Here is a 26,573-nt window from a genome sequence, read left to right as displayed (position 1 = left end):
GCTCCATGAATCAACCGAATGACGGCCGGGTTGACGCCCAGCGGGCCGGGTTTGCCGGCGTCACGCGCAAGGTTCTCGAACGGCTGCCATTGCCCGGTGGCGACAAGGAGCTCATGGTCGTCGAGGTCACCTATCCGCCGGGCGGCACGGCTCCGCTTCACCTTCATCCCGTCGCCGGCGCGATCTACATTGTGGAAGGCGTTGCCGAATCCGCCTATGGCAGCGACGAACCGCGGCGATACCGGGCCGGCGAGACATTGCAGGACCGGGCGGATGTTCCGCACACCCTGTTTCGCAATTGCGACCCGGAGCGTCCGCTCCGCTTCCTGACCATCTACGTGCTCGAACCCGGGCGCTCCTACACGCTGGAGCCGTGAGGTTGCCGGGTTCTCACCGCCGGATGCGGTAGATCACGGCGTCATGGCCCTGGCGGACCATGCTCCGCTCGAGCAGGTAGTCCGACTTCTCCAGCACGCGGCGGGATGCAGCGTTCTCGGCAAACACCAGGCCGATCAGCGAGGGCAGTTTGAGGTGCGAAAGCCCGATCTCGGTCATGGCGGTGGCGATCTCGCTCGCAAATCCCAGGCCCCAGGCACCGCGCTTGAACGCGTAGGCGATCTCGACCTCGTCGACGTCATCCAGCAGGATGTGACGAAGGCCCGCGCGTCCGGCGAACGCGCCGTCTTTCGTTCGCAGCGCCCACAGCCCGAAGCCGTGTTGGTCCCAATGGGCCATGTTGACGTCGAGATAGGCCTTGGTCACGTCCGCCGAGCGCACGCCGCCGAGATAGCGCGACACCTCGGCATCGAGATGCAGCGCGACGAGGTCGGCGAGGTGACTTTCGTTCAGCCTTTCGGCGCTCAGTCGATCTGTGCTGAAGTGCTCCATGGCGTCAGATAGCCTCTTTCGAAGCCGCGCGTCACCATGCCGGAGCGATTATTCGTGCGGCGCCGCAGCTCGGGCCGCTGCTATGGCCCGTTCTCCGCCATCCTCAGCGCGCCCGGCCGTACGCCGTATTTGCGCATGATGGCCTTGCTCAAGGCTCCCTCGGACGCATAGCCGACCTCACTCGCGATCTCTGCGATGGAATCGGAGGTGCCGGCCAGCCGTTTGCGCGCAGTCGTCAACCGCAGATCGGACAGGAATGTCATCGGCGCAGTCCCCGCCGCCTTGCGAAAGGCGCGCACCAGGCTCGCGCGGGAGCAGATTGCGACAGCCGCCATCTCGTCGAGCGTCCAGTCCCGGGAGAGATCGTCCAGCAACGCCAGCACGACCCGCGCCGTGGTGCGGTCCTGCAACAGCGACACCGTGCCGTCGGCGGGGGCAGTGTTCGTCAAATGGTCCCGGAGCATCATGACGAACAACGCGCGTGCAAGGTCGGCCGCCACCATCTCGGATCCGGCTCGTCCTGCGTCCAGCTCGTCGCGGATGTCGATCAGCAGGCGCCGAAATCTTTCCAGGACCGGCTGTCCTTCCGTGTGAAGAACGACCTCATCGGGAAGCACCGCGATCAGCGGGTTCTCCTCCGCGGTCTCGAACAGGAAGCGACCGCAGAGAAGTTCGGTATCGACGCGGGCATCGACCGTGCTGCGCTGCCGCACGCCGTTTCGCACCTCGCTCGAGATCTGCGCGAGGCCGCCGCCGGTCCGGCTGCGCAGCAGATGGCTGTCGCCATGCGGCAGGAGCAGGATGTCGCCGGCCTCGAGCCGCTGCGAGCCCAGGCCGGGCCTTTCGACCACGCAGGCGCCGCGCGTGACCATGTGGAATTGCGCCCATCCCCGGCCGTTCGGCGCGTGGAGCGACTGCCAGTTCCCGCCGAATTTGCAGGAATCCTCGATCACCGGCCGGATTCTGAGCAGCGGCACGATCGCCTTCAACAATTCCGCGGCTTCCACCCCCGACATTCCCTTGATCCGCCCGGACATGATTGCGAGCCGCCCGGCCATACCAAGCAACCGCAAGCGCTTCTAGATCAATCTCATCAAGACAAGGAGAGTGCCATGTCAATGCTCGACTGGAACAATTACCGCCGCCAGGTTGTCGCCGGCGTCGGCGCAATCGGAAAGCTGGCGCCGGATACGGTGAAGGGCTACGCGACTCTCAGTGGTGCAGGCGCGAAAACCGGCCACCTCGATGCCAAGACACGCGAGTTGATCGCGCTGGGAGCTGCGATCAGCTTGCGGTGCGACGGCTGTATCACGGTCCATGCCGCCGAAGCGAAGAAGCACGGCGCGACCGAAGCCGAGGTCGCCGAGGCGCTCGGCGCCGCGATTTCGGTCAATGCAGGAGCTGCGCTGGTTTACTCGACCCGTGCGCACGAGGCGTTCAAGGAAGCTTGAGTGATCTCGGGAGTGAGCGCGCCGGCGCTCATTCCTTCTAACACAACCTAACAAGCAATCTGCGCGGCGTTGGGTCAATGTTGCGGCATGAACGTTGCCGCGATTTTTCAAAAGGCACGATATCGACGGGAGATGATATGACGACCAGGGCGCCAATTGATCTATTGCCTAGGCCTGCGAAATTATCGCGCCGGGGCTTCGTGGGAGGCCTCTCGGCAGGAATTCTGGGTGCGGCCGCGACCGAGGCCAATGCCGAAACGCTGGCCGACGTCCCCGATCGTGGACCCGGCGCCGATCTCAGCGCCCACAGCGAACGCTCGCGCTTCGCCAAGCTCGATCGCATCCCCGAAGCGACGCCGGGCAAGCGCAATGTCGATCCCGGCGATGCCATCAACTCCAAGACGCCGCATCAGAAGCTGGTCGGCAACATCACGCCGACCGATCTGCATTACGAGCGCAGCCATTCCGGCGTGCCAGATATCGATCCGGCGCAGCACCGGCTGCTGATTCACGGCATGGTCTCGAAGCCGCTGGTGTTCAGCGTCGAGGACCTCAAGCGGATGCCATCGGTCACGCGCGTGGTGTTCATCGAATGCACCGGCAACGGCTGGGAGAACTGGAAGAAGGCCGATCCCGATGTGACCGTGCAGAACACGCACGGCCTCGTCAGCACCAATGAATGGACCGGCGTGCCGCTGAAATTCCTGATCGACCTCGTCGCCAGGGACAAGGGCGCGAACTGGATGCTGGCGGAGGGCGGCGACGGCGCCGGTGTCGATCGCAGCATTCCGCTCACCGACGAGATCGTGAACGAGGCCTTCGTCGCCTACGGACAGAACGGCGAGCCGCTGCGGCCCGCGCACGGCTTTCCGATGCGGCTGCTGATGCCGGGCTTCGAGGGCAACCTCAACATCAAATGGCTTCGCCGCCTCAAGTTCGGCAACGCGCCCTGGATGACGCGCTGGGAGACGGCGCGTTACACTCAGCTGCTGGCGGACGGCAAGGCGCGGCAATTCCAGCTGCGAATGGAAACCAACTCCGTCATCACCCAGCCATCGGGCATGATGCAGATCCAGCCCGGCTACAATCGCATCTCCGGCCTTGCCTGGAGCGGCCATGGCAAGATCGCGAAGGTCGAGATTTCGACCGACGGCGCGAAATCGTGGAAGCAGGCGCAATTGAGCCTTCCCGTGCTGTCGAAGGCGCAGGTTCGCTTCCAGATGGATTGGGTCTGGGACGGCAAGCCGACCAGGATCGTGAGCCGCTCGACCGACGAGAAGGGCAACGTTCAGCCGGACCGGCAGTCCTTCATCGCCGCGATGGGGACCAACGCGCTGTTTCACTACAACGCCCAGCAGACTTGGAGCATCGACGAGGCCGGGAGGGTCCGCAATGTCCTCGCATGACAAGCTGCTTTTGGCAGGAGTGCTCGCTCTCGGTTTGCTCGCTGCGCCGGCGCTGGCGTTCGATTTCGGGCGTCCGGCGACGCCGCAGGACATCAAGCTATGGGACATCGACGTCGGTCCCGACGGCAAGGGCCTGCCTGACGGCAGTGGCACGGCCGTGCAAGGCAAGCAGATCTTCGCCGACAATTGCGCGGCCTGCCACGGCGACAACGGCGTGGGCGGCATCAAGGATCGTCTCGCCGGCGGACAGGGCACGCTTGCCTCGAACATGCCGGTCAAGACCGTCGGCAGCTTCTGGCCCTATGCCACGACCCTGTTCGACTACATCCGTCGCGCGATGCCGTACCCGACGCCGGGCTCGCTCAGCACGGACGAGACCTATGCCCTGACCGCCTACATCCTCAGTCTCAACGGCATCGTACCCGCCGACGGCAAGGTCGACAGGGACAGCTTGCCGAAGATCAGGATGCCCAACCGCGACGGGTTCATTCCGGAGGCGGAATTCGATCCGGCCAAACTGTTCCGCAAGAAGTGAGCGGGCGATGAGGTTCTCGGCGCTGATCAAGACCCTCGCTCTGATTGCGGCGATATGTGCATGGGAGACACAGGCAATGGCCATAGACGGACTCATCACCATCAAGAGCAGCTTCGGGCCCGAAGACACGATGAAGCGGCTCGAGGCCGAAGTGAAGGCCAAGGGCCTCACCGTGTTCGCTCATGTCGATCACGCGGCGGGTGCCGCCGCCGTCGGCATGAACTTACGGCCCACGGATCTCATCATCTTCGGCAATGCCAAGGGCGGCACGCCGCTGATGCAGCAGGTGCAGACCATCGGCATCGACCTGCCGCTGAAAGCGCTGGTGTGGCAGGACGAGGCGGGGATGACCTGGCTGTCCTACAACGATCCTGCCTATCTTGCCGGGCGTCATGGTATTGGCGAGCCGGGCAAGGCTGTCGTCGCCGCCCTGAGCGGTGCCCTGCATGCGATCGCGGCCAAGGCCACGGCACCGTAAGCTTGACGATTGCAGGGGCTCTCCATGAACAGCACTGACGAACAATCGGTCTCATCCACGTCGCAGGACGGCAAGCTCGCCAGATGGCTGGTGATCGCGGCGCTATGCGCGATGCTCGCCGGTGCCGTCGCGCTCGGCTATCTCGGCTGGTTCAGCACGGATCACGACGTGCCGGAGTCCGGCTATGTTGCGCTGGTGCTCGGTGTCGTGTTCTCCCTGATCGTCGGCATCGGCTTGATGGCGCTGGTCTTCTACAGCAGTCGCGCAGGCTATGACGAACCCGCGGTATTGATCCGGGAGCCGGAGAGCGAGACGAAAGAAGGGCAGGGCGGTCCGCGCTGACGGCGGCGTTCGTCGCAGGCCTGCGCATCGCACGCATCCGTGATCGATGGAACTCCGGCTGCAGGTAACGAGGCACGTCGTCCCCGCGTACAGCCTCGTATCGAACGTCTCGTTCGCACAACAACGAGCGCGCAAGCCGGGGAGATATCGTTACATGCAGGGGTTCAACGTCGCAGAGAGCGGCGGCGGTTCGTATCGTCCGCTCGCCATTCTCCGCTGGGTCATGGTGGTCATCTTCGTGTCGTTCGGCATGCAGAAATTCACGCTGCAATCCGCGCAAGGCATCGCCCAGTTCATCAGCAACAGTCCGTTCATCTCGTGGCTGTCAGTGTTCGGCCTGCGGGGAGAGGCCTATTTTCTCGGTGTCGCCGAATTCGTCATCGCGGCGCTGCTCGCGGCCGGCGCGTTCAGTCCGGTCCTGTCCGCCCTCGGTTCATTGATGGGCGTCGTGACCTTCGCGATCACGTGGTCGTTCTTCTTCACGACGCCCGGCGTCGTGACATGGAGCCTGTCATCCGATCCGATGGCGTGGAATCTGGCCGGCGAGTTCCTGTTCAAGGACATCGTGTTGCTCTGCGTCTGCGTCGTGCTGCTTCTCACCTCGCTGCCGCGATCGCTTGTCCGGCTGCGAACTGGCTGAGCCCCCGGGCGAACGTCGCCGAGATGGCGCAATGTCTCGGCGGCGAGATCCAGCGCGACGAAGACCGACAGATGATCTGCGTGCGGTCGTTCGGCGATCGGCCTCTCGCAAGATCGTGGTCGAGCTGCGATTTGATCTGAATCAAGCACGCGGATGACAGCCGCATCACAACACCACCCAGGGCTGGTGACATGTTGGTGTGCGCGATGAGTCCGACCTGGTACGTCACCTTCGAGGTGCAACGGCGAGGCATTCTTCCGAGACAACGGAGTCCGCGTGAGACGAAGACCTTTGAAACGGAGCATGAAGCGAAGCTCTTTGCGCGCGCCAGGCGCGATGAGGGACTTGCCGTCTTTGCCGGCACGATCAACCCGTACCGTCCCAAGCGGCTGATTCCGTCCTCCGGTATCAATGAGTGGCTTGCGGACGAGCAGGACAGCGCTGCTGACGCGTCGGATGCCGACTAAGCATCATTCCATGCACAGCGATCGCGCTTGAGTGTTGCCATTTTGGCACCGGTCAATGGTCCCCTCGCGCGTAAACTTCAGGATGTTCGCGAGCCTTATGCACGCCAACCTGCACACGGGTTCGCTCCTGACGGAACAAAGAAAAGGGGACGAGACGATGAAAAAGCTTTTGATCGCGGCGATCGGCCTCGCTGCGCTGAGCATGGCGGCTCCGGCCATGGCGGCCGACATGGCCGTCAAGGCGCCGCCGCCGGCGCCGGTGGTGCCGATCTACAACTGGACCGGGTTTTACATCGGTGCCAACGGAGGCTGGGGGCAGAGCCACGGTTGCGTGGATTTCGTAACGATCGCAGGGACCGTCGCAGGCGGTTGCGCGGATCGTTCCGGAGGCCTCGCGGGCGGACAGATCGGGTACCGCTGGCAGACCAATCAGTTCGTGCTCGGCCTGGAAGCGCAGGGCGATTGGGCCGAGATCAAGAACACCCGCGTCACCTTCGATCCGCTGGTCTCGACCACGGGCAAGATCGACGGCATCGGGCTGTTCACGGCGCAACTCGGTTGGGCGTGGAACGCCTCGCTGTTCTACGTGAAGGGCGGCGCCGCCGTGACGCGCAATCGCTTCGACATCTTCAACAACGTCACCGGCGTCGGTCTGGCCTCGGCGGGACACACACGCTGGGGCGGCGCCCTGGGTGTCGGCTGGGAGTACGGCTTTACGCCGAACTGGTCGATCGGTGTCGAGTATGATCATCTCTGGATGGGGCGTGACAATTCCACCTTTCTCGGCGTGGTCACGCCCGGCGGGTTCACGCTCACAGGCACTGGCGTCAGCCAGGACGTCGACATGGTTACGCTTCGGGTGAACTACCGCTTCGGCGGATATGGCGCACCGGTCGCAGCCCGCTACTGATCTCGGGTCTTCCCGGTGAACTCAGGGCCCCGGCACCGTCCGGGGCCTTTTTCATGGGAGTTCGAAGAGGACAGCATGTCCGACGTCTGCGCCGTCAGTTCTGACGATCGAACACGGCCAGTTGCTGCTTGTCGACGAGGACGATGTGACGCTGGTTGTTGTCGATGAAGCGAATGACACCGAGTTCGCGCAGATATGACAGCGATCGCGAGACGGTCTCGATCGTCAGGCCGAGATAGTCCGCAATGTCGCGTCGGGGCATCGGCAATGCGAGGATCCCCGCGGCGGTGAGCCGCCTGTCCATTTCGATCAGGAAGGCGGCGACACGTTCCATCGATGTTTTGCGTCCAAGCAGCAGCATGTGATCTTCCGCATGCCGAAGGTTCGTCGTCGTCATGCGGAGCAAATCCCTCGTCAGCGTGCCGTCATTCTCGGCGGCGGCGGTGAGGCTCTCCCGCTTGGTCAGCCGTAAGGTCGTGTCCGCCACCGCTTCCGCGGTGAAGCGATGGTTGCCGCCATACGTCAATCCGAAGACGTCGCCGGGGACATGAAATGCGTTGATTTGCCGGCGTCCGTCCGACAGCAGCTTGTAGCTCCGCACCGTGCCCGACTTGACCTGGTAGATATATTCGGCGGGCTCCTTCTCCCCGTAGATCTCGCTGCCGCGCCGGTAGGTGAATTCGCTCAGGCCGATCAGCGGATCGAAGTCCGCGGCCAATCCGAGTTCGCTGAGAGAATGCGGGCGGGGCAGGGAGGTCGGGGTCAGGTGCATCAGCATCGGACCAACTCCTCAATCTCGTGACGATCGGGTTTGTCAGTCGCAGCGCGTCTCATACGCGGTAGTGTCGCGCTACCTCTTGCCGAGTTTGTTCGAAACCGGAACTGACGACTATGGCCCTAAGGTTCATTGTACCAATGGACAGGAGCATGCGCGTCTTGCCGCGCGTCCGGCGCGGGAGTGCAAGGACCAATGCAAATAAAACCCGAAAGAGCGCCAATACCGGATGAAGTCCGTCGTTGAGGCTCGCTCGAGGCCGTTTCTCATGGAGATGCGCCGCTCATCGCATTCATTGCTGGTGGTCGACCCGCTTGCACTTAGAAGGAAAGAAGGGAGGCGGTCCAACTTGATCTAGCGCAACATCGGCGTTCGAGAAGCCTCAATGCTCCGCGTGCTGGATTTCACCAGCCTATGGAGGCGAATATGGATGCAAGACGGCTTATGGTGGCCGCTGCCGCGTTCGCGTGCGCAGCCTTGTTGTCATTGAGTTGGTCCGAGCGGGGCCAGCTGTCGCTTTCGATCAGCGGCGCCGAAGCAAGAGACCGGATCTATGTCGGTCCGCTCTATCGCGCCGGGTACATCGCCGAGCAGACGGGGCTGCCCTGGTACGCGGTCCGGGCGTACTATTACGGCGGCCCCTGGACCTATGGCTACAGCGGCTGGTCCGACTACGCCGCCCGCAACGGCATCGGCTGCACGCCGGGCACGCTCGTCAAGGGCGGCGACGGCATCATGTATGTTTGCCAATAGGCGGATCATTGCCGGGCGTCGCACGCATTGCGGTTCGTGATCAAGTGCAGCGGCGCCCGATAACTCGGATCACCAGTATCTGTACCCAAACCACGCAAACTGCCCCTGACGCCCGGCCAACATCATTTGCGGCGGCGCTTGCCGCTTCGATCGCATCGCGATGTGTTGGGACTTGCGCGTCCGCTTGTGTTCGACGAGTGCGCGGGGCGGCGCGTCCGTGCGCGCCATGGCGAGCGCATTGGCAACCGCAGGGACCTCTGCCCGGATGACCGGAGGCTCTGCAAGGTGTGGAGGAGCTGCGGCCTGTGCGGTCGAAATTTCAGACGCCGCCGCGGAGATGACCGGCATGCTCGTATCGAGCACCACGCGCTCGGGCCATTTGCGATCCGAGTGAATGCGTATCGCCGCATGGTCCTCGCTCGTCTTCCCGGCGATCGGGGGGCGGGGCAGACAAAGGTCCGCAATGAGCAGCAGTGCGAGCAGCGTCGCGCCCACTTTCCAGAAATACTTCAACAGCGGCATCTCGGTCGCTCCGTGCCCCCCATGATGGGCCCAGCTTGCGACGATCTCCGGATACGATTCATCTGACTGCGCAGCTTCAAAGCATCACACACGGCGCGGGCACTACCAGGCCTTTCCGTGTGTCGGCGGAACGCACGCGATCCGAGTTCGAGCGCGTCTCGAGATCGAATAGGACATGTGAGTGCCGCCCTAAAGCCTCGTTCTCCGCCTCCTGCTTGAAGGGAACGAGTTCTATGAAGGTTCGCGCCGTCGGCCACTTCAGGGCTTGAGATAGATCAAGCCACGTGGGTGTGCAGTCAGCAAGTTTTCCCGGTTGCCCGGACAGCAAGCATGATGCGCTGTCCTCTTGTTCTGGTCTTGCCCTCGCATCTGCGGTGATCGCCGCCGCGCGGCAACCGGGAAACAGGAGATGAAGATGACCCGTCCGCTTCTCGCAATTGTGTCGATTGGCTCGATCCTGCTGTCGACGGTCTCGATCTCCTCGGCGGCCCATCGCCAGTATCGCCATGCGGTCGCCCCGAGCGCTCCCGATCTCTACTGCTTGCAGGGGCGGATCTGGGGATACCCAGGCAATTGCCAGTTCGCGACCTATGAGCAGTGCATGGCAACCGCGTCAGGGACCCATGCCTATTGCGGCGTCAATCCGGCCCATGCCTTCGCGCAGCAGCGCGACCCTCGTGGGCAATGGTATCCGCGCTAGGGGACGTCGCGGCTGGCAGTTCTTCGACGATGCCATCGTGCCAGTGTTTTGCCCGACGCCGCAACAAGGGCGCAGTCTTTAGCCCGGATTGCGCTGCGCTGCCTCCGAACTACGGCCGGATCATTCGCACACGCGTAAGCCCTTGATTTCACAACCCCCGTCTACTGTGCATGGGGTTGTTTTCGAAGTTTGGTTTCGGAAGGCGCTATCCCGCTCCCAGCGCCACCGCGACATTGTACGTCACGAAGCTTGCCGCATAGGCCAGCACCAGCATGTAGAAGAACGTCACCGCCATCCAGCCCCAGCTTCCGGTCTCGCGCCGGATCACGGCCAGCGTTGAGGCGCATTGCGGGGCGAAGACGTACCAGGCCAGCATCGACAGCGCAGTGGCGAGCGACCACTTCGTCGCGAGCACCTGGCCGATCTGCTCGGCGGCTTCCTTGCCGCCTTCGATCGCATAGACGGTGCCGAGGGCTGCGACCGCGACCTCGCGCGCCGCCATGCCCGGGATCAGCGCCACCGCGATCTGCCAGTTGAAGCCGACGGGGGCGAGCAGCGGCTCGAGCGCCTTGCCGATCATCGCGGCGAGGCTGAAGTCGATGGCGGGCTCGGTGCTGCCTGCCGGCGGCTGCGGGAACGAGGCCAGGAACCAGATCAGCACCATCATCGAGAAGATCGTGGTGCCGGCGCGCACCAGGAACATCTTGGCGCGGGTGTAGATGCCGATCGCGATCGATTGCAGCCGCGGCACCTTGTAGTCCGGCAGCTCCAGCATGAACGGCGCCGGCGCATAGTCGCGGATCATGAAGAACTTGATCACGAACGAGACGGCCAGCGCGCTGGTGATGCCGGTGGCGTAGAGGCCGAACATCACGAGACCCTGGAGGTTGATGAAGCCCCAGACGTCCTTCGCGGGGATGAAGGCGGAGATGATCAGTGTGTAGACCGGGATGCGCGCCGAGCAGGTCATCAGCGGCGCGATCAGGATCGTGGTCAGCCGGTCGCGCTTGTTGTCGATCACGCGCGTCGACATGATGCCGGGAATGGCGCAGGCGAAGSTCGACAGCAGCGGGATGAAGGCACGGCCGTGCAGCCCGGCGCCGCCCATGATGCGGTCCATCAGGAACGCGGCGCGCGCCATGTAGCCGAAATCTTCCAGCAGCAGGATGAACAGGAAGATGATGATGATCTGCGGCAGGAACACGATGACGCTGCCGACGCCCGAGATCACGCCGTCCTGAAGGAAGCTCTGCAGCAGGCCCTCGGGCAGGGTGGCATGCACGAGCTCGCCGAGCCCGTCGAAGCCGGACTTGAGGAGATCCATCAGCGGCTGCGCCCAGGCGAACACCGCCTGGAACATGAAGAACAGGATCAGCGCCAGCACGATGAGGCCGCCGACGGGGTGCAGCACGATCGCGTCGATCCGCGCGGTCCAGGTGTCGGGCCTGGCAGGCAGGCTGACGCAGTCGGCGATGATGCGGTCGGCCTCGCGCTGGGTGGCGCGCAATTCCGCGACGCTGAGCGCGCGCCAGCTGCTCTCCTGCTGTTCGGCGGCAAGCTTGGCCGAAATCTCGTCGGTCAGCGCCAGCAGGTCGGCGGTGCCGCCCTTGCGCACCGCGATCGAGGTGACCACGGGCACGCCGAGTTCCTTGGCGAGCCGCTCGACATCGACAGTGATGCCGCGGCGGGCGGCGATGTCGAACATGTTGAGCACCAGGATCATCGGTCGCCCGGTGCGCTTGAGCTCCAGCAGCAGGCGGATGGTCAGGCGCAGATTGGTGGAATCGGCCACGCACAGGACGAGATCGGGCACGGTCTCGCCGGAGGCCTTGCCGAGCACGAAGTCGCGGGTGATCTCCTCGTCCGGGCTGCGGCCGCGCAGCGAATAGGTGCCGGGCAGGTCGACCACGGAGACCTGGCGCCCCAGGGGCGTGACGAAGAAGCCTTCCTTGCGCTCGACGGTGACGCCCGGATAGTTCGCGACTTTCTGCCGGCTGCCGGTCAGGGCGTTGAACAGTGAGGTCTTGCCGCTGTTGGGCGTGCCGACCAGGGCGAGATGCAGCAGGGGTAATTCCATGGGATCAAAGGCCTGGGGCGGATATCCGGTCGCTGGCTAGGCGACGATGACGGCCATGGCTTCACGCCGGCGGACCGCGATCGTGATGTTGTCGACCCTGACGGCGATCGGGTCGCGCCCGACCAGTCCCTCGTGCAGGACCTCGACCCGGGCCCCCTCGACGAAGCCAAGCTCGATCAGGCGGCTCTCGAGCTCGATGTCCGAGAGCGCCGAGTCCGTGTCCTTGGTTGAAAGGTGCTGGATGACGCCGGTATAGCCGCGCAGGGCCAGACCCAGCGGCATGTGGGCGCGCGTATCATCATGGTCGGTCATGCCCTGTATTTTCAACGCAGGGCATTGAGGTCAAGCGCGCACGGCGGCTGAAACTGCACCTTAGAGTGATTTTAAAGTGCAGGCGCCGGGATGCGGCGGAAAGACGCCCCGGCGGCTACTGCGCCGGGACCTTGTCCGGCTGGACGGCCATGGCCCGGCTCTTGAAGTAGTCGAGCACGAACAGGCGGATCGCCGAGGACAGATTGCCCTGCTGGCGGGCGCCGTCGATCTCGCCGACGAGCTCGGACAGCGTCATGTTGCGCAGGCCCGAGATCTCCTTCATGCCGTTCCAGAACGCCTCTTCCAGGCTGACGCTGGTCTTGTGGCCGGCGACCACGATCGACCGTTTCACCACGGGCGACTTCATGACTGATCCTCGTGATCGATCTGATGCTGGTCCAGGTGCGCCTTCGCCTTGTCCGCGCGCGTCTCCTCCGCCGACCGCTCCGCCTTGCTGCGGCCGAACTTCGCCCGGTTGGCGTCCGCCAGCTTCGCCGAGGCTTCCCGCTCGGCGCGCTTCCTGAAACGATTCAGGTTGATGACGTTCCCCATGCCGCGTCTCCATCACCCGACCCTCTGCAGACAGGATGAAACATTCAGAAACTGGTTGGCGCATTGCGCCCTGCAAGACTTGATCGTCATTCGCTCGTCCTCGTCAATCGGCCCTTGGGCCATCAAACGATGAATTTCGCCCCGTCAAGGGCAGCAGGGGGGCGTAACACGCCGCCCCGCCGCAACATTGACGGTAATCAAATCCCGCCCCCAAAACCGCATATTTTTGGGCGCCAGGCGTCCGTATCATTACGGATGAATATCGGAATTCGGAAATCTAGCCCGGGCTGGTCATCTTCTCCGGGCGCACCAGGCGGTCGAACTCGTCGGCCGAGACGAAGCCGAGCCGGAGCGCCTCCTCCTTCAGCGTGGTGCCGTTGGCATGCGCCGTCTTGGCCACCTTGGCGGCGTTGTCGTAGCCGATCTTGGGCGCAAGCGCGGTGACCAGCATCAGCGAGCGCTGCATCAGCTCCTTGATGCGCTTTTCGTCGGCGCGGATGCCGTCGACGCAATGCTCGGTGAAGGAGCGCGCCGCATCGGCCATCAGGCGGATCGAGTGCAGCATGTTGTAGGCCAGCACCGGCTTGTAGACGTTGAGCTCGAAATGGCCCTGGCTGCCGGCGACCGTGATCGCGGTGTGATTGCCGAACACCTGGCAGCACACCATGGTCATCGCCTCGCACTGCGTCGGATTGACCTTGCCCGGCATGATCGAGGAGCCGGGCTCGTTCTCCGGCAGGATCAGCTCGCCCAGTCCCGAGCGCGGGCCCGACCCGAGCAGGCGGATGTCGTTGGCGATCTTGAACAGGCCGGTCGCGACGGAGTTGATGGCACCGTGCGCCAGCACATAGGCGTCGTTGGAGGCCAGCGCCTCGAATTTGTTGGCGGCGCTGGTGAAGGGGAGCTTCGTAATCCCGGCAACGTGCTTAGCGAACAGCTTTGCAAAGCGCGGCTTCGAATTGAGGCCGGTGCCGACGGCGGTGCCGCCCTGCGCCAGCGGATAGAGATCCTTCACCGCGACCTTGAGGCGGGCGATGCCGCTCTCGACCTGCGCGGCATAGCCGGAGAATTCCTGGCCGAGCGTCAGCGGCGTCGCATCCTGGGTATGGGTGCGGCCGATCTTCACGATCTTCGAGAATTCCTTCTCCTTCTTGCGCAGCGCTCGCAGCAGCTCGCCGAGGGCAGGGACGAGATCGGCACTGATGCGGCTGGCGGCCGCGATGTGCATCGCGGTCGGGAAGCTATCGTTCGACGACTGGCTCATGTTGACGTGGTCGTTGGGATGCACCGGCTTCTTGGCGCCGAGCTCGCCGCCCAGCAGCTCGTTGGCGCGGTTGGCGATCACCTCGTTGAGGTTCATGTTGCTCTGGGTGCCCGAGCCGGTCTGCCAAACCACGAGCGGGAAATGGTCGTCCAGCTTGCCCTCGATCACCTCGCGCGCGGCGCGGATGATGGCATTGGCACGGCGCTGGTCGAGCAGGCCGAGCTCGAGGTTGGACTGCGCCGCGGCGAGCTTGACCATGCCGAGTGCGTGCACGAGCGCGATCGGCATGCGGTCGGTACCGATGCGGAAGTTCTGGCGCGAACGCTCGGTCTGCGCACCCCAATAGCAATCGGCGGGGACCTCGATCGGGCCGAAGCTGTCGGTCTCGATGCGGGTCGCGGGGCGGGCGGTCTTTGAGTTCGTGGGCTTGGAGCGGGCAGCTTTGGCCATGAGCACATCCATTCTGCCGCGCGAGATGCCGCGCGGCTTCTTCATGCGCTCTTCTATATAGGGAGTTTGGCCAAGCGCGACGGGCGCGGGCCCAACCTAGATCATTTCTTGCGGAAACGATCGAGCCGCACGACCTCGGCGCCGCCCTGGCTCGGCGGGCTCGGCTCGTCGCTGGCTTCCGCCTTTTCGGCGGCAGGCGCGGGCACGGACAACGCCGAAGGCGCGGGGGCCGCCGGCAAATTCTCCGGCGCGACCTCGGCGACATCGGAGGTGTCGAACTGGAGGCCGAATTTCACGGACGGATCGAGGAAGCTCTTGATGGCGCTGAACGGCACGATCAGGCGCTCCGGAATGCCGCCGAAGGACAGGCCGACCTCGAAGCGATCCTCGAGCACGGTCAGGTCCCAGAACTGGTGCTGCAGGATGATCGTCATTTCTTCCGGATATTGCGCCAGCAGCCGCGACGACAGCTTCACGCCCTCGGCCTTCGACACGAAGGTGATGAAGAAATGGTGCTCGCCGGGCAGGCCATGGGACGCGGCGTCGGTCAGCACCTTCCGCAGCACGCCGCGCAGCGCGTCGCGGGCCAGCACATCGTATCGGATATGATCGGTCGCCATGGTGGTCCTGTTGCATCCCCCGAAGCCGGACCCTGCCGGCCCGACTCGCCAAGCCGCAATAGTACCCCGCCTGACGGGTCAGCAGGAGTCCCCGCCGGGGAAGAAGTGAAATGTAAGTGGAGGCTTCTGTTGCCAGGTGCCTCCGAACCCCGCCTAACGGAGCTTAACCCGTTAGGACTTTAAAGTGGTCTTTCAAACTGCGTTACGCAGCCTGAGCAACCGGAGCAAAGTTGTCGTTGGCAACTATTGCAGTAGCCCGATAACGGCGGAACAATACCGGGAAAAAGTACGCCCTTTACGCCCTCGTCGATCCTATTTCGCCCCCGCCAAAGCCCGCTTTCTGGGCTTGCCCAATGGTGGGCTTTGGTGGAGGCGCCGGGTACCGCCCCCGGGTCCGAATGGTTTATTGCGACGACCGTTTATTTCCATAGCCGGCGAACCGGCACCCCCAATATAGGGGGCAAAGGTTTCAAAAAACAGAGGTTTCGCGCGGCGATGTGCGGTTCCCTTTGGATAGATCCGCCATCGTCCTGCGCCTGACCTTGGCCGCACCGCAGGCTCCGTTCTAAGCTCCTGACATGTCCCCGGATTCCGCACCGGCCGCTCAAGAGCCGGATATCCCTGCCGCCCAAGTCCAGCCGCCCGGCTTGCTGGCGCTGTTCCTGGCCTTCGCGCGGATGTCGCTGGCCGGTTTCGGCGGGGTCCTGGTGTTTGCCCGCCGGGCGATCGTCGAGCAGCACCGCTGTATGACGGCGGACGAGTTCAACGAGACCTTCGCGCTCTGCCATTTCCTGCCCGGCCCCAACATCGTCAATCTGTCCATGGTGTTCGGCGCGCGGCTGCGCGGGATCGCGGGCGGCATCGCCGCCTTTGCCGGGCTGCTGCTGCCGCCGACGCTGATCATGACCGTGCTCGCGATCATCTACGCGCGGTTCGGCAATGTTGAGGTGCTGAGCCGCATCCTCGCAGGCATCTCCTGCGCCGCGGTCGGCCTGCTGATCGCGGTGGTGTTCCGCATGATGACGCCGCTGCTGAAGCGGATGGAGCCCATCGCGTTGTTGCTGATGCTCGGCGTTTTCCTCGCCATCGGCGTCGTCCGCCTGCCGCTTCAGGCCGTGCTGCTGGTCGCGATTCCCGTGAGCATCGGCGCCACCTTCCTCCTGCGGCGGAAGGTAGCAGCGTGAACAACGAGAACCCGCTTTGGGCGCTGATCTCGACCTTCGGCCTGATGTCGCTGTTCGCGGTCGGCGGCGCTGCGGCGGCGGTGCCGGAGATGCACCGCATCGCGGTCGACGTGCACCACTGGATGACCGACAAGCAGTTCGCCGACGCCTACGCGATCGCGCAGCTCTCGCCAGGTCCGAACGTGCTTATCGTGACGTTAATCGGCTACGCCGTTGCCGGCATTCCCGGCGCGCTCGCGGCGACGCTGGCCATGTGCCTGCCGACCGCGCTGGTTGCCTATTATGTCAGCCGTCTGTTGAACCGGCCCAGCCAATCGCGCTGGCCGGCCCTGATCCAGGCTGCACTGGTTCCGCTTTCGATCGGACTGATGGCGGCGAGTGCCCTGATCCTGGCCCAGTCGACCGACCGCACGATTGCTGCAGTGCTTCTGACCGCGGTGGTTGCGGTGGTCGCATCGATCTCGCGCATCAATCCACTCTGGCTGCTGCTGGCCGGGGGCCTGCTCGGTTTTGCTGGCATTGTGTGATGAAAATCGCTAGGCAGTGCTGCGGCCCGGGGGATACCTTTCAAGCCGATTTAGAACAACAGTGCTCGTGACTTACGGGTCGCGGAGGAGACATGCATGGCCGAGACGATGGGCCACTCAGCGACAGCCACCCGAAACACCTCGGTGGCGATCGGCTTCTGCCTGCTGGCGATTGTGCCGCAGATTTTCGAATTCATCTGGTCGATCGGGACCATCTTCGGCTGGGGCGCGGGGCGCGGTCCGGCCACCGTCCTGATCAGCCACGCGACCGCGCTGGTCGCGGGTGCTCCCGCAGCCCTGATCGGAGCGGCTGGCGGTGAGACCAAGAAGGCGTCCTCCGAGGTTCTGCTGGCGCTGATCTATTCCTATCCGATCCTCGCCGTGGCGATCGTCTCGCTGTTCATGACCATCCGGTCGGCGCAGGATTATGTCGGCGGCGTCATTCTGATGGCTGTCGCCTTGTTCGCGCTGTGGGCTTCGAGCGATCTGCAGGGCATGCGCGGCTTCTCCTTCGGCGCGGGTACCGCGCCGCGGATGTTCGGCGGGCTCCTGGTCGCCTTGTCGGCCGGCATCGCCCTGACCGGCCTTCTCACCGACGGGCCGGGGATGTCCCATTATTCCTGGCGCGGGCCGCTGTTCGTGATGGCCGGGATCGTGTTCTTCGCACTGGCGATCCGGCCGCTCGGCCTCGTGGTCACGGCCTTTGCGAGCTTCATGATTGCAGCGACAGGGTCGAATGAAACGCGCTGGCTGGAGGCCGCCGTCGTCGGCGCATGCCTGACGCTCGGCTGCGCCATCCTGTTCCCATACGTGCTCGGGCTGCCGATGCCGATGTTCCCGCGTTTCCTGGTCCAGTGAGGGCGTGATGGATATTTTTGCCAACCTCGCTCACGGCTTCGCCGTCGCGCTTTCTCCGATCAACCTCTTGATGTGTCTGATCGGTGCCCTCGTCGGCACGCTGGTCGGCGTTCTCCCGGGCATCGGCACCATCGCGACGGTCGCGATGCTGCTGCCGATCACCTTCGGTCTGCCGCCGGTCGGCGCGCTGATCATGCTCGCCGGCATCTATTACGGCGCGCAATATGGCGGCTCGACCACGTCGATCCTGGTCAACATTCCAGGCGAGGCGACATCGGTCGTCACCGCCATCGACGGTCACCAGATGGCCAAGCAGGGCCGTGCCGGCCCGGCGTTGGCGATCGCCGCGATCGGCTCGTTCTTCGCGGGCTGCGTTGCGACGGTCTTGATCGCCGTGCTCGGCGCGCCGCTCACGAAACTGGCGCTGGCGTTCGGTCCGGCCGAATATTTCTCGCTGATGGTGCTCGGCCTGATCTTCGCGGTCGTGCTGGCCAAGGGCTCGGTGCTGAAGGCGATCGCGATGATCGTGTTCGGCCTCCTGCTCTCGATGGTCGGCTCGGACATCGAGACCGGCGCCTCGCGCATGGCGTTCAACATTCCTGAGCTTGCCGACGGTCTCGGCTTTGCGACGGTGGCGATGGGTGTGTTCGGCTTTGCCGAGATCATCCGCAATCTCGACGCGGGCGCCGAGATGAACCGCGACCTCGTGCAGCAGAAGATCACAGGCCTGATGCCGACCAAAAAGGATCTGATCGACTCGACGCCGCCGATCCTGCGCGGCACCGTGCTCGGCTCGATCCTCGGCATTCTGCCGGGTGGCGGCGCTGTCATCGCCTCGTTCGCGGCCTACACGCTCGAGAAGAAGCTCGCAAAGGATCCGAAGCGGTTCGGCCGCGGCGCGATCGAGGGCGTGGCGGCGCCGGAAAGCGCCAACAACGCCGCGGCGCAGACCTCCTTCATCCCGCTGCTCACCCTCGGCATCCCGCCGAACGCGGTGATGGCGCTGATGGTCGGTGCGATGACCATTCACGGCATCGTGCCGGGTCCGCAGGTGATGCAGAAGCAGCCGGATCTGGTCTGGGGCATGATCGCCTCGATGTGGATCGGCAATCTCATGCTGATCATCATCAACCTGCCGCTGGTCGGCATCTGGGTCCGCCTGCTGCGCGTGCCCTACCGGCTGATGTTCCCCTCGATCGTGATCTTCTGCGCGATCGGCATCTACTCGGTGAACAACGCACCGGTCGACGTCATCCTCGCAGGTGTGTTCGGCCTCGTCGGCTACTGGCTGATCAAGCACGATTTCGAGCCGGCTCCGCTGTTGCTCGGCATGGTGCTCGGACCGCTGATGGAAGAGAACCTGCGCCGTGCGCTGCTGATCTCGCGCGGCGACTGGAGCGTGTTCCTGACGCGGCCGCTGTCGGCGGTGCTGCTGGCGATCTCGTTCGGCCTTCTGCTGCTCACGGTGCTGCCCGCGTTGCGTGCCAAGCGCGACGAGGTGTTCACCGAGTCCGAGAACTAGCCGGTAACTGTGTCCGCGCGGCGCCCTGCGTCCGCGCGCCGCATTCGGAAGTCGAATCGACGTCTGTGATGTCTTCGTGACATGAAAATGCCGGCCCTTGCGGCCGGCATTTTTGTTCGTGTCCCGGGGAAACGATATGACTTCCATTCGCGCGCTCGCTACGGGTGCCTGTGCTGCCGCCATCGCATCGCTGTGCGCCTTTGTCGCACCGTCGGAGGCGCAGACCTATCCGACACGCGGCATCACCATGATCGTGCCGTTCGCGGCGGGCGGCCCGACCGACGTCATCTCGCGCATCGTCACCTCGCATATGGCGCAGACGCTCGGCCAGAGCATCATCATCGAGAACGTGGTCGGTGCCGGCGGCACCACCGCGACCACACGCGCGGCGCGTGCCGCCAATGACGGCTATACGCTCATCACCGGGCATATGGGCACGCATGCGGCGTCCGTGCCGCTCTATCCGAAGCTCGCCTATCACCCCGAGAAGGATTTCGAACCCGTCGCGCTGCTCGCGGGCACGCCGATCCTGATCCTCGCGCGCAAGGACTTTCCGCCGAAGGACCTCAAGGAGTTCGTCGCTTACGTGAAGGCGAATGCCGAGAAGGTGAACGCGGCGCATGCCGGCGTCGGCTCGGTCTCGCACGTCTCCTGCGAGTTGCTGCACTCGATCCTCGACATCAAGCCGGTCGGCGTGCCCTTCAACGGCACCGGCCCCGCGATGAACGCGCTGGTGGCGGGACAGGTCGACTACATGTGCGACCAGATCGTCAATGCCGTGCCGCAGATCAACGCCGGCACCATCAAGGCCTATGCGATCGCAACGCCGGAGCGCAATCCGTCGCTGCCGAACGTGCCCACCACGATTGAAGCCGGCCTGCCGAATTTCCAGGCCCAGGCCTGGAACGCGATGTTCGCGCCGAAGGGAACTTCGCCGGCGATCATTGCCAGCCTGAACGCCGCCGTCATCAAGGCGCTCGACGACGAGACCGTGAAGAAGCGCCTGCTCGAGCTCGGCAGCGTCATCCCGGCGCCCAAGGACCGGACGCCGGAGGCCCTGGCGACCCTCGTCAAGAACGAGATCGCGAAGTGGAGCCCGGTGCTCAAGCCGGCAACTTAACCAGCACTTTCAAGTCGATAGGCGAGGGGCGGGACGCAGGTTCCGCCCCTTGTCGTTTGCCGGGGGAACGCTCACCTTTTCCGGGTATAATCTGTGGGAGCAGCGAATCGCCGCTGTCGCAGCGCGGAAGCGGCCGGTAAGTTCGCCGCCTCCCCAAAGGCCTATCGCACATGCACCAATATCAGGACCTGCTCGAGCGGATTCTTTCAGACGGCGCCGAGAAGACCGACCGGACCGGCACCGGCACGCTGTCGGTGTTCGGCCATCAGATGCGCTTCAACCTGTCGGCCGGCTTCCCGATGCTGACCACCAAGCGGCTGCCGCTGAAGGCGATCGTGCATGAGCTGCTCTGGTTCCTGAAGGGCGACACCAACATCAAATATTTGAAGGACAACGGCGTCACCATCTGGGACGAGTGGGCCGACGCCAATGGCGACCTCGGCCCGGTGTATGGGCATCAATGGCGCTCCTGGCCCACGCCGGACGGCGGCAGCATCGATCAGATCGCCAAGGTCATCGACATGATCAAGCGCACGCCGGATTCCCGGCGGCTGATCGTCACCGCCTGGAATCCGGCGGACGTCGACAAGATGGCGCTGCCGCCCTGTCACCTGCTGTTCCAGTTCTATGTCGCGAACGGCAAGCTGTCGTGCCAGCTCTATCAGCGCTCGGCCGACGTCTTCCTCGGCGTGCCCTTCAACATCGCGTCCTACGCGCTGCTCACCATGATGGTCGCGCAGGTCACCGGCCTGAAGCCCGGCGACTTCGTGCACTCGCTCGGCGACACCCATCTTTACTCAAACCATCTGGAGCAGGCCCGGCTTCAGCTCACGCGCGCGCCGCGGGCGCTGCCGGTGATGCGGATCAATCCTGATGTGAAGGACATCTTCTCCTTCCGCTACGAGGACTTTGAACTCGTCGGTTACGATCCGCATCCGCACATCAAGGCGGAAGTCGCGGTCTAGCGCCGATGGCGTTGAATATCCGCCGCGCGCGCCCGGGCGAAGCCGGACTGGTTCTCGATTTCGTCCGCGAGCTCGCCGACTACGAAAAGCTCTCGCACGAGGTCGAGGCAACCGAGGCCGACATCGCGGAGGCGCTGTTTGGCAGCAATCCGCGGCTTTATTGCGCGATCGCCGAGTGGGACGGCGAGGCGGTCGGCTTCGCGGTTTGGTTTGCCAACTTCTCCACCTTCAGCGGCCGCTACGGCATCTATCTCGAAGATCTCTATGTGCGGCCGTCGCATCGGGGCAAAGGCCTCGGCAAGGCGCTGCTGGTCTATCTCGCGAAGGAGTGCGTTGATAACGGCTGGTCGCGCCTGCAATGGGCGGTGCTCGACTGGAACGCGCCGTCGATCGCGTTCTACAAGTCGCTCGGTGCCGTGATGATGGACGACTGGACGCTGTGCCGCGTCAGCGGTCCTGCGCTGCAACGGCTTGCCGGGAGCGCTGCCTGATGGAAATCGTCTTCGTCGTTGCCATCGCGGAGAACGGCGTCATCGGCGCCGGCAACGGGATGCCGTGGCGGATGAAATCCGACATGGCGCGCTTCAAGGCGCTTACGATCGGCAAGCCCGTGATCATGGGCCGCAAGACCTTCGAAACCTTGCGGCGGCCGCTGCCGAACCGCACCAACATCGTGATCACGCGCGATGCGGCCTATCGCGCCAATGGTGCCGTGGTCACGACATCGTCCGCTGCCGCGGGCGATGTCGCGCTTGGCGATGCCCTGCGGCGTTCGGTCACCGAGATCGCGGTGATCGGCGGCGCCGAGATCTATCGGCAATGGCTCGATCGCGCCGATCGCCTCGAGATCACGGAAGTGCATGCGCGCCCCGACGGCGACACGCATTTCGACATCGACAAGGCGGAATGGGACGAGGTGGCCCGCGTCCGTCATCCTGCCGGACCCGACGACAGCGCCGACTACTCCTATGTGACATATCGTCGGCGGCGCGGCCATTAACCGCTTTCGTCAATGTTTACATTGACTTTTTCGTGCCCGAGCATAGCTCGAAAGGCGGCCAAGGCCGCGTTGTAAGGGACCTGCCTGTCCCCTATAAAGCCGGACCGGACAAAGCGGGCGGGGGCCCATCGAACCCTGCCGAGGAGAGCGTCGAATGCCGTGGAAGAATCAGGGCGGTGGCCCATGGGGCTCGGGTCCAAAGGGACCATGGGGCTCAGGCCCGCAACCGGTCGGGCCGAGGCCGCCGGATCTGGAAGATCTTCTCCGGCGCGGCCAGGACCGCCTTCAGCAGATCATGCCGGGCGGCTATTTCTCCGGTGTCGGCATCACGCTGATCATCCTGCTCATCATCGCGTTCTGGCTGCTGTCGGGCTTCTTCCGCGTGCAATCGGAAGAGCGCGGCGTTGTGCTGCGGTTCGGCAAGCATGTCCGCACCGTGGACCCCGGCCTGAATTATCATCTGCCCTATCCGATCGAGACCGTGCTGCTGCCGAAGGCGCTGCGCGTCAACACCACCTCCATCGGCATGACCCTGATCGACGATCCGGCGCGGCGCGGCCGCTCCATCCGTGACGTGCCGGAAGAGAGCCTGATGCTCACCGGCGACGAGAACATCGTCGACGTCGACTTCACCGTGCTGTGGCGCATCAAGCCCGATGCCGGCGGCGTCGGCGACTTCCTGTTCAACATCCAGAACCCCGAAGGCACCGTGAAGGCGGTTGCCGAGAGCGCAATGCGCGAGGTGATCGGCCGCTCGCAGATCCAGCCGATCCTGACCGGCGCCCGCAACACGATCGAGCAGGGCGTGCAGGAACTGATCCAGCGGACGCTCGACAGCTACGGCGCCGGCATTCTCATCACCCAGGTGCAGATGCAGAAGGTCGATCCGCCTGCGCAGGTGATCGACGCGTTCCGCGACGTCCAGGCGGCGCGCGCCAATCTCGAGCAGCTGCAGAACGAAGCGCAGACCTATGCCAACCAGGTGGTGCCGCAGGCGCGCGGACGTGCTGCGCAGATCCAGCAGGCTGCCGAAGGCTACAGGGAGCAGGCGATCGCCGAGGCCAAGGGCCAGAGCGCGCGCTTCCTGAAGGTTTACGAGGAATACAAGAAGGCGCCCGACGTGACGCGTGAACGGATCTATCTCGAGACGATGGAGCGCGTGCTCGGTGGCGCGGACAAGCTCGTCTATGACGGCGGCCCCTCGGGCCAGGGCGTCGTGCCCTTCCTGCCTCTCAACGAACTGACGACCAAGCGGCCGCCCGCCGCCGGCCAGCAGCCGAGCGGAGGCAACCGATGAGGTCTCCAGTCACAGGTATCGTCACGCTGCTGGGCCTCCTGCTCGTCGTGATCGTCGGCTACATGTCGCTGTTCACGGTGCAGCAGACCGAGCAGACCATCGTGCTGCAGTTCGGCAAGCCCGTCGACGTCGTCACCGCCCCGGGCCTGCACTTCAAGGCGCCGTGGAATTCGGTGATCAACATCGACAAGCGAATTCTCGATCTTGAGAACCCGTCGCAGGAAGCGATCGCGTCCGACCAGAAGCGGCTCGTGGTCGACGCCTTCGCGCGCTACCGCATCAAGGACGCGCTGCGCTTCTATCAGAGCGTCGGCTCGATCCAGGCTGCCAACATCCAGCTCACCACGCTCCTGAACGCGGCGCTGCGCCGCGTGCTCGGCGAGGTCACCTTCATCAACGTGGTGCGCGACGATCGCGAGAAGCTGATGCAGCGCATCCGCGACCAGCTCGATCGCGAGGCCGACGGTTACGGCATCCAGGTGGTGGACGTCCGGATCCGGCGCGCCGACCTGCCGGAGCAGAACAGCCAGGCGGTCTATCTGCGCATGAAGACCGAGCGCGAGCGCGAGGCCGCCGAGTTCCGCGCGCAGGGTGGTCAGAAGGCGCAGGAGATCCGCTCCAAGGCCGACCGCGAGGCAACCGTGATCATCGCGGAAGCCAATTCGCAGGCCGACCAGACCCGCGGCGCCGGCGATGCCGAGCGCAATCGTCTGTTCGCCGAGGCCTACAGCAAGGATGCCGACTTCTTCTACTTCTACCGGTCGATGACGGCATACGAGAACGGGCTGCGTGCGAACGACACCCGCTTCCTGCTGCGGCCGGAGTCGGATTTCTTCCGGTATTTCGGTAACCCGACCGGAAAGAAGGCGGCCGAGACGCCGGCGAAGCCTTAAGCTAGACAGGGGCGGCGGTTCTGCCGCCCCTTTGTCCAGACAAGAACAGCACCACGGGAGGTTCCAGGCCGATGAGGTCCATTGCGTTCACCGATTTCCTCATCGGCTTAGGCATCCTGTTCGTGCTCGAAGGCTTGATGTTTGCGGCAAGTCCAAACTGGATGCGCAAGGCCATGAAGAGTGCGATGGCCACTCCCGACCACATCCTGCGAGCGGTCGGGATCGGTTCGGCCGTCGTCGGCCTGATCCTGATCTGGGTGATGCGGCGTCCGATTTAACTGCAGGGCCAACGCCAAAGTGAAGGCGAGACGCCGGTTTTCGCCATATTGTCGGGGTCTTGAGGCCCGTTAACGTCCGCGCTTGCGCCGTGCCCCCGTTCGAGCGCAGTCTGGCGCCGAATCCTTGTTCTCTGGAGATTACAATGACCGCTGCCATCATTGCCCCAACCCGCTTGCGCCACGGTGTGCGAATTGGGCTGGCCGCGCTCGCCATCAGTGCTTTCACTGCGCTTGGCAACCCGGCTCAGGCGCGCGGACCGGAGGGCATCGCCGACGTCGCCGAGAAAGTGATCGACGCGGTGGTCAACATCTCGACCTCGCAGACCGTCGAGGCCAAGGGCGGCAGCAACTCGATGCCGCAACTCCCGCCCGGCTCGCCCTTCGAGGAGTTCTTCGACGACTTCTTCAAGAACCGCCGCGGCCCCGGTGGCGGCAGCAAGGGCGGCGACAACAACAGCGGCCCGCCGCGCAAGACCAACTCGCTCGGAAGCGGCTTCATCATCGACACGTCGGGCGTCGTCGTCACCAACAACCACGTCATCGCGGATGCCGACGAGATCAATGTCATCCTCAACGACGGCACCAAGATCAAGGCCGAGCTGGTCGGCGTCGACAAGAAGACCGACCTTGCGGTGCTCAAGTTCAAGCCGACCAAGCCGCTGGTCTCGGTGAAGTTCGGCGACAGCGACAAGCTGCGCCTCGGCGACTGGGTGGTCGCGATCGGCAACCCGTTCAGCCTGGGCGGCACGGTGACGGCCGGCATCGTCTCGGCCAAGAACCGCGATATCTCCTCCGGACCCTATGACAGCTACATCCAGACCGACGCCGCCATCAACCGCGGCAATTCCGGCGGCCCGCTGTTCAACCTCGAAGGCGACGTCATCGGCGTCAACACCCTGATCATCTCGCCCTCGGGCGGGTCGATCGGCATCGGCTTCGCGGTGCCGTCGAAGACGGTCGCCGGCGTCGTCGATCAGCTCCGCCAGTTCGGCGAGCTGCGCCGCGGCTGGCTCGGCGTGCGCATCCAGAGCGTCACCGACGAGATCGCCGAGAGCCTCAGCATCAAGCCGGCGCGCGGCGCGCTGGTCGCCGGCGTCGACGACAAGGGCCCGGCCAAGCCCGCCGGCATCGAGCCCGGCGACGTCGTCGTCAAGTTCGACGGCAAGGACGTCAAGGACCCCAAGGATCTGTCGCGCGTCGTCGCCGACACCGCGGTCGGCAAGGAGGTCGACGTCGTCGTCATCCGCAAGGGCCAGGAGCAGACCAAGAAGGTCACGCTCGGCCGCCTGCAGGATCCCGAGAAGGTGCAGGCCGCGGTGAAGACCGACGAGCCCGCGCCGGAGAAGCCGGTGACCCAGAAGGCACTCGGCCTCGATCTTGCTGCGCTGAACAAGGATTTGCGCACGCGCTACAAGATCAAGGAAAGCGTCAAGGGCGTGGTCGTCACCGGTGTCGACGCCAATTCCGATGCCGCCGAGAAGCGCCTCTCCGCCGGCGACGTCATCGTCGAGGTGGCACAGGAGGCCGTCTCCAGCGGCGCCGACATCCAGAAGCGGGTCGACCAGCTCAAGAAGGACGGCAAGAAGTCGGTGCTGCTGCTGGTGTCGAACGCCGACGGCGAGCTGCGGTTTGTCGCGCTGAGCGTGCAGTAAGGGACGCGCGGTCTCCTGACGCGGCATGGACTTGTAGGGTGGGCAAAAGCGGAGCGTGCCCACGCCTTTCCATCGCTGCAACGAAGAGTGGTGGGTACGGCGCGAAGGCGCTAAGGCGCCTTTGCCCACCCTACG

The 26,573-nt window shown here is 64.4% G+C and carries 33 protein-coding genes and 1 other RNA gene; 23 read left to right on the top strand and 11 right to left on the bottom strand.

Translation table 11 applies throughout. From position 1 onward, the window contains the following. The first annotated feature begins 5 nt into the window (after positions 1-5). The gene (locus A7X65_RS22995; RefSeq protein WP_063689127.1) at positions 6-377 is read left to right on the top strand and encodes a cupin domain-containing protein; all 372 of its coding nucleotides are present in this window, start codon (positions 6-8) and stop codon (positions 375-377) included. A gap of 13 nt (positions 378-390) precedes the next feature. Here the strand turns inward: A7X65_RS22995 and A7X65_RS22990 are convergent, their stop codons facing one another. Both A7X65_RS22990 and A7X65_RS22985 read right to left on the bottom strand, forming a co-directional pair. Continuing rightward, positions 391-888 carry a GNAT family N-acetyltransferase gene (locus tag A7X65_RS22990; RefSeq protein ID WP_063689125.1) on the bottom strand — a complete coding sequence of 166 codons (498 nt, stop codon included), beginning with the start codon at positions 886-888 and terminating at the stop codon, positions 391-393. 80 nt (positions 889-968) lie between these two features. Beyond that, positions 969-1,904, bottom strand: a complete 936-nt coding sequence (locus tag A7X65_RS22985) for an AraC family transcriptional regulator (RefSeq protein WP_156527970.1) — start codon at positions 1,902-1,904, stop codon at positions 969-971. Positions 1,905-2,000: 96 nt separating this feature from the next. Between A7X65_RS22985 and A7X65_RS22980 the strand changes: the two genes are divergently transcribed. From A7X65_RS22980 to A7X65_RS22945, 8 genes are all read left to right on the top strand, one after another. After that, entirely contained in the window at positions 2,001-2,339 is a 339-nt protein-coding gene (locus A7X65_RS22980; protein WP_082885025.1) for a carboxymuconolactone decarboxylase family protein, read from the top strand. Between the two features lie 137 nt (positions 2,340-2,476). Next, entirely contained in the window at positions 2,477-3,745 is a 1,269-nt protein-coding gene (gene soxC / locus A7X65_RS22975) for a sulfite dehydrogenase (protein WP_063689119.1), read from the top strand. After that, the gene (locus A7X65_RS22970) at positions 3,732-4,280 is read left to right on the top strand and encodes a c-type cytochrome (RefSeq protein ID WP_063689117.1); all 549 of its coding nucleotides are present in this window, start codon (positions 3,732-3,734) and stop codon (positions 4,278-4,280) included. Before soxC ends, A7X65_RS22970 begins: the two co-directional genes overlap by 14 nt. 7 nt (positions 4,281-4,287) lie before the next feature. After that, positions 4,288-4,758, top strand: coding sequence for a DUF302 domain-containing protein (locus A7X65_RS22965; RefSeq protein ID WP_063689114.1), 471 nt, complete (start codon positions 4,288-4,290; stop codon positions 4,756-4,758). Between the two features lie 24 nt (positions 4,759-4,782). Then, a complete protein-coding gene (locus A7X65_RS22960) occupies positions 4,783-5,100 on the top strand; it encodes a hypothetical protein (protein WP_063689112.1) in 318 nt (105 codons plus the stop codon). A 154-nt stretch (positions 5,101-5,254) separates the two neighbouring features. Next, entirely contained in the window at positions 5,255-5,740 is a 486-nt protein-coding gene (locus A7X65_RS22955; protein WP_063689110.1) for a DUF417 family protein, read from the top strand. A gap of 206 nt (positions 5,741-5,946) precedes the next feature. Next, complete coding sequence (locus A7X65_RS22950; RefSeq protein ID WP_063690726.1) at positions 5,947-6,207, top strand: hypothetical protein; 261 nt, start codon at positions 5,947-5,949, stop codon at positions 6,205-6,207. Between the two features lie 157 nt (positions 6,208-6,364). After that, on the top strand, positions 6,365-7,117 hold the full coding sequence (locus tag A7X65_RS22945; protein ID WP_063690724.1) for an outer membrane protein: 753 nt from the start codon (positions 6,365-6,367) through the stop codon (positions 7,115-7,117). Positions 7,118-7,211: 94 nt separating this feature from the next. On the opposite strand, the gene A7X65_RS22940 is transcribed toward A7X65_RS22945, so the two are convergent. Next, complete coding sequence (locus A7X65_RS22940) at positions 7,212-7,895, bottom strand: helix-turn-helix domain-containing protein (protein ID WP_063689108.1); 684 nt, start codon at positions 7,893-7,895, stop codon at positions 7,212-7,214. A gap of 474 nt (positions 7,896-8,369) precedes the next feature. On the opposite strand from A7X65_RS22940, the gene A7X65_RS22935 reads away from it, so the two are divergent. Beyond that, positions 8,370-8,645, top strand: coding sequence for a hypothetical protein (locus A7X65_RS22935; RefSeq protein WP_245323775.1), 276 nt, complete (start codon positions 8,370-8,372; stop codon positions 8,643-8,645). Between the two features lie 69 nt (positions 8,646-8,714). On the opposite strand, the gene A7X65_RS22930 is transcribed toward A7X65_RS22935, so the two are convergent. After that, entirely contained in the window at positions 8,715-9,167 is a 453-nt protein-coding gene (locus A7X65_RS22930) for a hypothetical protein (RefSeq protein ID WP_063689102.1), read from the bottom strand. Positions 9,168-9,582: 415 nt separating this feature from the next. Here A7X65_RS22930 and A7X65_RS22925 point away from each other — a divergent pair, with 415 nt between their 5' ends. Further along, complete coding sequence (locus A7X65_RS22925) at positions 9,583-9,867, top strand: DUF3551 domain-containing protein (protein WP_063690722.1); 285 nt, start codon at positions 9,583-9,585, stop codon at positions 9,865-9,867. A 205-nt stretch (positions 9,868-10,072) separates the two neighbouring features. On the opposite strand, the gene feoB is transcribed toward A7X65_RS22925, so the two are convergent. The 7 genes from feoB to ssrA all read right to left on the bottom strand — a co-directional run bounded on the left by feoB (position 10,073) and on the right by ssrA (position 15,625). Continuing rightward, complete coding sequence (gene feoB, locus A7X65_RS22920) at positions 10,073-11,944, bottom strand: ferrous iron transporter B (protein ID WP_063689100.1); 1,872 nt, start codon at positions 11,942-11,944, stop codon at positions 10,073-10,075. Positions 11,945-11,980: 36 nt separating this feature from the next. After that, positions 11,981-12,256: a FeoA family protein gene (locus A7X65_RS22915; RefSeq protein ID WP_063689097.1), complete on the bottom strand. Its 276-nt coding sequence runs from the start codon at positions 12,254-12,256 to the stop codon at positions 11,981-11,983. Between the two features lie 115 nt (positions 12,257-12,371). Beyond that, positions 12,372-12,623 carry a ribbon-helix-helix domain-containing protein gene (locus A7X65_RS22910; protein ID WP_063689095.1) on the bottom strand — a complete coding sequence of 84 codons (252 nt, stop codon included), beginning with the start codon at positions 12,621-12,623 and terminating at the stop codon, positions 12,372-12,374. After that, positions 12,620-12,808 (bottom strand): DUF4169 family protein, encoded by a 189-nt coding sequence (locus A7X65_RS22905; protein WP_063689093.1) that lies wholly within the window; start codon positions 12,806-12,808, stop codon positions 12,620-12,622. Before A7X65_RS22905 ends, A7X65_RS22910 begins: the two co-directional genes overlap by 4 nt. Before the next feature lie 277 nt (positions 12,809-13,085). Next, positions 13,086-14,534, bottom strand: a complete 1,449-nt coding sequence (gene fumC, locus A7X65_RS22900; RefSeq protein WP_063690720.1) for a class II fumarate hydratase — start codon at positions 14,532-14,534, stop codon at positions 13,086-13,088. 89 nt (positions 14,535-14,623) lie between these two features. Then, the gene (locus A7X65_RS22895) at positions 14,624-15,142 is read right to left on the bottom strand and encodes an SspB family protein (protein ID WP_063689091.1); all 519 of its coding nucleotides are present in this window, start codon (positions 15,140-15,142) and stop codon (positions 14,624-14,626) included. A 115-nt stretch (positions 15,143-15,257) separates the two neighbouring features. After that, positions 15,258-15,625, bottom strand: a transfer-messenger RNA (tmRNA) gene (gene ssrA / locus A7X65_RS22890). Positions 15,626-15,720: 95 nt separating this feature from the next. Here ssrA and A7X65_RS22885 point away from each other — a divergent pair. The 12 genes from A7X65_RS22885 (at position 15,721) to A7X65_RS22830 (ending at position 26,438) form a co-directional block, all read left to right on the top strand. Then, positions 15,721-16,326, top strand: a complete 606-nt coding sequence (locus A7X65_RS22885; protein WP_063689088.1) for a chromate transporter — start codon at positions 15,721-15,723, stop codon at positions 16,324-16,326. Continuing rightward, positions 16,323-16,853: a chromate transporter gene (locus A7X65_RS22880; RefSeq protein WP_063689085.1), complete on the top strand. Its 531-nt coding sequence runs from the start codon at positions 16,323-16,325 to the stop codon at positions 16,851-16,853. The genes A7X65_RS22885 and A7X65_RS22880 overlap by 4 nt, the downstream gene beginning before the upstream one ends. A gap of 96 nt (positions 16,854-16,949) precedes the next feature. After that, complete coding sequence (locus A7X65_RS22875) at positions 16,950-17,711, top strand: tripartite tricarboxylate transporter TctB family protein (RefSeq protein WP_063689083.1); 762 nt, start codon at positions 16,950-16,952, stop codon at positions 17,709-17,711. A 7-nt stretch (positions 17,712-17,718) separates the two neighbouring features. Continuing rightward, complete coding sequence (locus tag A7X65_RS22870; protein ID WP_063689081.1) at positions 17,719-19,233, top strand: tripartite tricarboxylate transporter permease; 1,515 nt, start codon at positions 17,719-17,721, stop codon at positions 19,231-19,233. 136 nt (positions 19,234-19,369) lie between these two features. Further along, the gene (locus A7X65_RS22865) at positions 19,370-20,353 is read left to right on the top strand and encodes a tripartite tricarboxylate transporter substrate binding protein BugD (RefSeq protein WP_063689080.1); all 984 of its coding nucleotides are present in this window, start codon (positions 19,370-19,372) and stop codon (positions 20,351-20,353) included. A 170-nt stretch (positions 20,354-20,523) separates the two neighbouring features. Beyond that, positions 20,524-21,318, top strand: coding sequence for a thymidylate synthase (locus tag A7X65_RS22860; RefSeq protein ID WP_063689078.1), 795 nt, complete (start codon positions 20,524-20,526; stop codon positions 21,316-21,318). A 5-nt stretch (positions 21,319-21,323) separates the two neighbouring features. Continuing rightward, a complete protein-coding gene (locus A7X65_RS22855) occupies positions 21,324-21,809 on the top strand; it encodes a GNAT family N-acetyltransferase (RefSeq protein ID WP_063689075.1) in 486 nt (161 codons plus the stop codon). Further along, complete coding sequence (locus tag A7X65_RS22850) at positions 21,809-22,318, top strand: dihydrofolate reductase (RefSeq protein WP_063689073.1); 510 nt, start codon at positions 21,809-21,811, stop codon at positions 22,316-22,318. The genes A7X65_RS22855 and A7X65_RS22850 overlap by 1 nt, the downstream gene beginning before the upstream one ends. 154 nt (positions 22,319-22,472) lie before the next feature. Then, entirely contained in the window at positions 22,473-23,615 is a 1,143-nt protein-coding gene (gene hflK / locus A7X65_RS22845) for an FtsH protease activity modulator HflK (protein WP_063689070.1), read from the top strand. Then, positions 23,612-24,508, top strand: a complete 897-nt coding sequence (hflC, locus tag A7X65_RS22840; protein WP_063689068.1) for a protease modulator HflC — start codon at positions 23,612-23,614, stop codon at positions 24,506-24,508. Before hflK ends, hflC begins: the two co-directional genes overlap by 4 nt. 71 nt (positions 24,509-24,579) lie before the next feature. Continuing rightward, positions 24,580-24,786, top strand: coding sequence for a DUF2065 domain-containing protein (locus tag A7X65_RS22835; RefSeq protein WP_063689066.1), 207 nt, complete (start codon positions 24,580-24,582; stop codon positions 24,784-24,786). A 143-nt stretch (positions 24,787-24,929) separates the two neighbouring features. Continuing rightward, positions 24,930-26,438, top strand: a complete 1,509-nt coding sequence (locus A7X65_RS22830) for a Do family serine endopeptidase (protein WP_063689063.1) — start codon at positions 24,930-24,932, stop codon at positions 26,436-26,438. Positions 26,439-26,573: the final 135 nt, after the last annotated feature.

The organism is Bradyrhizobium stylosanthis (assembly GCF_001641335.1).
Classification (GTDB): domain Bacteria; phylum Pseudomonadota; class Alphaproteobacteria; order Rhizobiales; family Xanthobacteraceae; genus Bradyrhizobium; species Bradyrhizobium stylosanthis.
The sequence above is the reverse complement of the archived record's forward strand: the minus strand, read 5'-3'. Positions and strand labels throughout refer to the sequence as shown.